We start from the raw sequence: 6,068 nt of genomic DNA, 5'->3' as shown, positions 1-6,068 counted from the left end.
CGTCCCTTCCCGATGCGAAGCAACGAAGACCGAACCAAGCAGAGTTGACTGAAATCGCGCTTACGCGGAGGAGCTTCTAGAAAGCGTCCCTTTTGCAGAAGCGTCTGGGCGGAGGAGGACGATAGGGAAGATCCCCGCGATTCCTTTCTCCGACTAGTGCGAACCTAGCATGCGTCAAGCCGGAGGCAACGGCGCTGGACCGCCCCGAGCAGCATCGGCAGGCCGACGGACTCGCCCAGCCACTGGCGCAGCTGTTCGGGCCGCAGGCTGCGGCCCTGGGGATCCACGGCAGCCTCCAGATCCAGCACCAGCCCGGCCTGCCCCGGAGCCTGGGCCTCCAGCGGCGCCGGGCCCAGGGCCAGAAGGTAGGGGCGGCAGTCCCGCTCCCGGGGGCGGCCCTTCTTGTCCTGGTCCCGCCAGGGCAGGGTGGGGGCCTCCAGCAGCGCGGCAATGGCGGCCGACCACTGGGACGGCACCGGAGCCGGCCGATCCGGTGCCGGCAGCAGGGCGAAGCGCCAGTGGGCGGCGCGGATCTGCTGGGCCAGGCCGGGGGTCTCCAGGGGCACCGCCTGCACCGAGAGCAACGTCAGCTCGGCGCTGAGTTCCGTCTGCAGGCGCCGGCGGGCCGTCTCCGGATCGACCGGGGCGGCGAAGTCGAGGTCGAGCCACTCGCCCAGTCCCTCCACCCCCAAGGGCAGCGGTAGCGCCATCTGCAGCCGCGGCAGGGGGTGGAAGCCGCCCGTGAAGCTCACCGGCAGGCCGCTGCGCCGCAGGGCGCGCTCCAGCAGCCGCAGGGTGTCCAGATGGCTGATCAGGGCCAGGGAGCCGGTCTTGGCGAAGCCGAAGCGCAGCCGGCAGACCCGTTCGCTGGCCGGGGCCCGCGGCGGGATCGGCGGCGGCACGGGGGGCGGCGGGATCACCAGGTTGTGGCCCAGCTCCGGGCCACAGACGCCGCAGCTGCTGCAGCCCTCGAAGGAGCAATCCGGCACCACGGCGGCCGCCAGGGCCCGGAGCAGGTCTTCCGCCAGCCAGACCTTGTCGACGCCGGAATCGATGTGGTCCCAGGGAAGGGGCTGGCGGCAGAAGGCCTCCAGATCGCCCGTGGCGAAGGCCTCCGCCGCGCTCCAGCCGCCCATCTCCAGGGCCCGGTAGGAGCCCCCCAGGCCGGCCGCCTCGATGGCGCCAGTCCAGGCCGCATGGGTGCGATCGGCCGATTCGAACCAGGCATCGAGCCCCGCGCCGGCCCGCCAGGCCGCCTCGATCACCGGCGCCAGCCGCCGGTCACCCCGGCCCACGAAGTCCTCCACCGCCGACAGCCGCACGTCGGTGTAATTGGTCTTGATGCCCCGCAGGGGCCGCAGGGCGTCGCGCAGCAGCTGCTGTCTGCGCCGGAACTCCGCCGTCGACACGCTGTGCCACTGGAACGGCGTGTGGGGCTTGGGGGTGAAATTGCTGATCGTGAGGTTGAGCTGCAGTCGGCCCAGATCCCGGCACTGCTGCTGCAGCGCGCGGCAGGTGTCGACGATGCCGAGCACGTCGGCATCGGTCTCGCCCGGCAGGCCGATCATGAAATAGAGCTTCACGCGGCTGTAGCCGTTCTCCATGGCGGTGCGGAGGCCACGCAGCAGTTCCGCATCCGTGAGTCCCTTGTTGACGATGTCCCGCAGGCGCTGGGTGCCGGCCTCGGGGGCGAAGGTGAGCCCGGCCCGGCGGGTGCCGCCAAGGATGTGGGCGATGGAGTTGTCGAAGCGGTCGACCCGCTGGCTGGGCAGGGTGAGGCTGACGTTGTGCTCCGCCAGCCGGTTGCGCAGCTCCACCCCCACCGCCGGCAGGGAGAGGTAATCGCTGCAGCTGAGCGACAGCAGCGAGAAGTCGCTGTAGCCGGTGCGGAGCATGCCCTCCTCCACCGCCTCGATCACCGCCTCGGGCTCCACATCCCGGGCCGGGCGCGTCAGCATCCCCGGCTGGCAGAAGCGGCAGCCGCGGGTGCAGCCGCGGCGGATCTCCACGGTGAGCCGGTCGTGGACCGTCTCGATGTGGGGGACCAGACCCATGGCGTAGTGGGGCATGGGGGTGGCGGTGCGCCGCTGGATCCGGGGGGCCACACCGGGCTCCAGCGGCAGCAGGCTCACCCCGTCGGGCCCCGGGGCATACAGGGAGGGCACGTAGACCCCCGGCACCTCGGCCAGGTCCCGCAGCAGGGCCCGGCGACCCAGGCCGGCGGCCCGCCCCTCGGCCACCACCAGGCCGATCTCGGGCAGCAGTTCCTCCCCATCCCCCAGGGCCAGGAAATCGAAGAAGGGAGCGAAGGGCTCGGGATTGCCGGTGGCGGTGGGGCCGCCGGCGAAGATCAGCGGCGGCGCCGCCGGGTCGTCCAGGGGCAGGTCGCCGCGGTCGGCGGCGCGGATCGGGAGGCCGGCCAGATCCAGCATCTCCAGGATGTTGGTGCCGCCGAGTTCGTAGCTGAGGCTGAAACCGAGGATGTCGAAGGCCGCCAGGGGCCGGTGGCTCTCCACCGCGAACAGGGGCTCGCCCCGATCCCGCAGCCGGGCCGCCAGATCGGGCGCCGGCAGGTAGGCGCGGTCGCAGAGCTGGCCGGGGACGGCATTGAGGATGGAATAGAGCAGCACGTGGCCGAGGTTGCTGGCGCCGACCTCGTAGATCTCCGGATAGGTCAGGGCCCAGCGCACCCGGGCGGCCGCCCAGTCCCGGGGCTCCACCCCCCGCTCGTTGCCCAGGTAGCGGGCCGGCCGGGAGATGCTGCTGTCCACCAGCGCGGCGAAGTCGATCGGCGCAACGGTCAAGGCCATGGCCTGCGGGCTGGAAACCGATGGTAGGCAGGCCGCACCGCGCCATAGGAAGATGCCGCCGGGCCCAGCCGCCACGCCTTCCGCTTCCCTCCCATGGTTCAGGTCAACGACAGCTATCTCAAGCTCAAGGCGGGCTATCTGTTCCCCGAGATCGCCCGACGCGTCAAGGCCTTCAGCGAGGCCCACCCCGAGGCTGCCGTGATCCGCCTGGGCATCGGCGATGTCACCGAACCCCTGCCGGCGGCCTGCCGCGAGGCGATGCAGCAGGCCATCGAGGCCATGGGCACCCGGGAGGGCTTCCACGGCTATGGCCCCGAGCAGGGCTATGCCTGGCTGCGGGAGGCGATCGCCCGCCACGACTTCCAGGCCCGCGGCTGCAAGGTGAGCGCCGAGGAGATCTTCGTCTCCGACGGCTCCAAGTGCGACAGCAGCAACATCCTCGACATCCTCGGGGCCGGCAACCGCATCGCCGTGACTGATCCGGTCTACCCGGTGTACGTGGACAGCAACGTGATGGCGGGCCGCACCGGCGAGGCCGATGACGGCGGCCGCTACGGGGGGCTCACCTACCTGCCGATCACCGCCGCCAACGGCTTCGTGGCTCCCCTGCCGGAGCAGCCGGTGGATCTGATCTACCTCTGCTTCCCCAACAATCCCACCGGTGCCGTCGCCGCCCGGGAGCAGCTGAAGCAATGGGTCGACTACGCCCTGGCCCACGACGCCCTGATCCTGTTCGACGCCGCCTACGAGGCGTTCATCACCGATCCGGAGCTGCCCCACTCCATCTACGAGATCGAGGGGGCGCGACGCTGCGCGATCGAATTCCGCTCCTTCTCCAAGAACGCCGGCTTCACCGGCACCCGCTGCGCCTTCACCGTGGTGCCCCGGGGGCTCACCGGCCGATCGGCCGCCGGCGAGCCCGTAGAGCTGTGGGGGCTCTGGAACCGTCGCCAGAGCACCAAGTTCAACGGGGTGAGCTACATCGTGCAGCGGGGCGCCGAGGCGGTGTACTCCCCGGCAGGTCAGGAGCAGGTGCGGGGCCTGGTCGGCTTCTACATGGAGAACGCGGCCATCATCCGCCGTGAACTGGCGGCCGCCGGGCTGCAGGTGTACGGGGGCGAGCAGGCCCCCTACGTCTGGATCAAGACCCCCGACGGACTGGATTCCTGGGGCTTCTTCGACCACCTGCTCAGCCAGGCCCATGTGGTGGGCACACCGGGCAGCGGCTTCGGGGCCGCCGGAGAAGGCTATTTCCGCCTGTCGGCGTTCAACTCCCGCGCCAACGTCGACGAGGCGATGCGCCGGATCCGGGCTCTTTAGAGTTGGCCCTAATGAGGACCGGAGCGGCCATGCCCATGACCATCCCGGCGGCGACCGAAACCCCCACCCGATCGCCGGGGGGCGCCGCCGTGATCGAGAAAGCGCCCGAGCGGGTGCGCAAGACCTCGCCCCGCTACAAGGTGCTGCTTCACAACGATCCGGTGAACAGCATGGAATACGTGGTGAACACCCTGCGCCAGGTGGTGCCATCCCTCAGCGAGCAGGATGCCATCGCCGTGATGCTGGAAGCCCACAACACCGGCGTGGGACTGGTGATCGTCTGCGATCTGGAGCCGGCGGAGTTCTACAGCGAAACCCTGAAGGCCAAGGGCCTCACCAGCACGATCGAGCCGGAGGGCTGAATGGGCCCACGCTGGATCGGCACCCTGCTCTACGTGCCGGTGCTCTACGGCCTGGGCTGGGCGTTGGTGCGTCCCCTGGCCTTCCTCGTTCCCGCCCTGCCCAGGGACCGGCTGGATCTGGTCTGCACGGGGATGGCGCTTGTGCTGCTCCTGCTCAGCCTGCCCCTGCGGATTGAGCGGGTTTGGGGGGAGCAGCAGCCTTGGCGGCAGCTTGGGGTGGTGACGTCCCCGGCCAGGGCGGCGCGAGCGTTCGTGCGGGGGCTGTTCAAGGCCGCCCTGCTGCTGGCCTTGGTGGCAGGGGCGCTATTGCTCAGTGGACAGGCCTCGTGGCGGGGACAAGTCAGCGCCGCACAACTGCTCAATGCCCTGGCCCTCCTACTTGGGGTGGGATTTGCAGAGGAACTGCTCTTCCGTGGTTGGCTCTGGGGCGAACTGGAACAGCACCTGGGAGCGCGCCGTGCCCTCTGGGGCCAAGCCCTGGTGTTCAGCCTGGCCCACACCCGCTTCAATCTCGGACCTGTCGAAGCCATGGCACTACTGGGGGGACTGATGTTGCTGGGGCTGGCTCTCGCACTGCAGCGGTGTGCTGATTCCGGCGTGCTGTGGGGCGCCGTGGGGTTGCACGGAGGGCTGGTAGCAGGTTGGTTCTTGCTGCAGGGAGGCCTGCTGGAGCTGGCCGCTGAGGCGCCTGCCTGGCTGGTGGGTCCGGGGGGAAACCACCCGAATCCAATCGGCGGGGTGGTGGGCTGGCTGGGGCTGGCGGGTCTGATCTTGATGCGAAGACGGTGGTGGATCACTGCGGAGCGAGCTTCTGGATGATCCCTCGGGGGCTGGAAGGAATGGACAGCCCCCAGGGAGCAGCTCAGAACACAACGAACTCGTTGGCCGACAGGGGACTGGACCCAAGCCCTGAAAGGATGGCGAAGAGGGTGCCAGAGAGATGAAGTTCGAGATTCAAGCCGTTGTTTACCTGGGTGATTCCCTGAAATCCGGCGGCGAAAATGGCATCGTCTAGCCAGATCTTATCACCCTCGACCACCGAGAAGTTTGAGATCGTATCAACGTTTGAATTGCTATTCAGCGCAGTAGCGAAGACAAAGGCGTCGGCCATTGCAGCCCCGGTGAGGGTGTCATTACCAAGGTCGCCACTGATCCAGTTACGGGCATCAACGTTCGAAGAGGCGTTAATTTCATCACCTACCAAACCACCGACATGAAGCCTGTCAAACGCCACTCCATTCACGACGTTGGCGCCAAAGACGAGCGCCCCAGCCGCCTGGAGCTCACTTTTTATCGCAATACCGTTATTAAATTGATTGCCATGAACTTCAAGAAAGCCCTGCAAGCTTTCACGCGGCAGATCTGAGCGAATCAAGATTCCATAGCCGCCATTAAGACTATCAAACGTATTTCCGACAACCCTGGTCTTCAGCACTGGGACAGGCCCCTCCTTGGCAAGGTAGTCCTGCCATACGGTTCCTTGATCAGAGACCATATATAGATAGTCCAGAAAAGCTCCCGAACTAAGGCGGTTATTCGTAAACTCCCCACCAGCATTGTAAAAGCGCTCTCCTCG

5 protein-coding genes are annotated in these 6,068 nt (G+C 68.0%); 3 read left to right on the top strand and 2 right to left on the bottom strand.

Annotated features, from left to right (window positions below):
- Positions 1-164 precede the first annotated feature (164 nt).
- Positions 165-2,810 carry a TIGR03960 family B12-binding radical SAM protein gene (locus tag KBZ04_RS13575; RefSeq protein ID WP_254992440.1) on the bottom strand — a complete coding sequence of 882 codons (2,646 nt, stop codon included), beginning with the start codon at positions 2,808-2,810 and terminating at the stop codon, positions 165-167.
- A gap of 93 nt (positions 2,811-2,903) precedes the next feature.
- On the opposite strand from KBZ04_RS13575, the gene KBZ04_RS13570 reads away from it, so the two are divergent.
- The 3 genes from KBZ04_RS13570 to KBZ04_RS13560 are packed head-to-tail and all read left to right on the top strand — an operon-like array spanning position 2,904 to position 5,311.
- Positions 2,904-4,130 carry an LL-diaminopimelate aminotransferase gene (locus tag KBZ04_RS13570; protein WP_254992439.1) on the top strand — a complete coding sequence of 409 codons (1,227 nt, stop codon included), beginning with the start codon at positions 2,904-2,906 and terminating at the stop codon, positions 4,128-4,130.
- 29 nt (positions 4,131-4,159) lie between these two features.
- On the top strand, positions 4,160-4,492 hold the full coding sequence (gene clpS, locus KBZ04_RS13565; RefSeq protein ID WP_254992438.1) for an ATP-dependent Clp protease adapter ClpS: 333 nt from the start codon (positions 4,160-4,162) through the stop codon (positions 4,490-4,492).
- On the top strand, positions 4,493-5,311 hold the full coding sequence (locus KBZ04_RS13560) for a CPBP family intramembrane glutamic endopeptidase (RefSeq protein ID WP_254992437.1): 819 nt from the start codon (positions 4,493-4,495) through the stop codon (positions 5,309-5,311). It abuts the gene before it with no gap.
- A gap of 43 nt (positions 5,312-5,354) precedes the next feature.
- On the opposite strand, the gene KBZ04_RS13555 is transcribed toward KBZ04_RS13560, so the two are convergent.
- A partial coding sequence (locus tag KBZ04_RS13555) for a hypothetical protein (protein WP_254992435.1) occupies positions 5,355-6,068 on the bottom strand: 714 nt, incomplete at its 5' end.

Source organism: Cyanobium sp. N5-Cardenillas (assembly GCF_024345515.1).
Classification (GTDB): Bacteria; Cyanobacteriota; Cyanobacteriia; order PCC-6307; family Cyanobiaceae; genus Cyanobium.
This window is presented reverse-complemented; position numbering and strand designations above follow the sequence as displayed.

Bases quoted from the DNA above. Each gene is read 5' to 3' on its own strand.
- KBZ04_RS13575 (WP_254992440.1), bottom strand. From the start codon at position 2,810: ATGGCCTTGACCGTTGCGCCGATCGACTTCGCCGCGCTGGTGGACAGC.
- KBZ04_RS13570 (WP_254992439.1), top strand. From the start codon at position 2,904: ATGGTTCAGGTCAACGACAGCTATCTCAAGCTCAAGGCGGGCTATCTG.
- clpS (WP_254992438.1), top strand. From the start codon at position 4,160: ATGCCCATGACCATCCCGGCGGCGACCGAAACCCCCACCCGATCGCCG.
- KBZ04_RS13560 (WP_254992437.1), top strand. From the start codon at position 4,493: ATGGGCCCACGCTGGATCGGCACCCTGCTCTACGTGCCGGTGCTCTAC.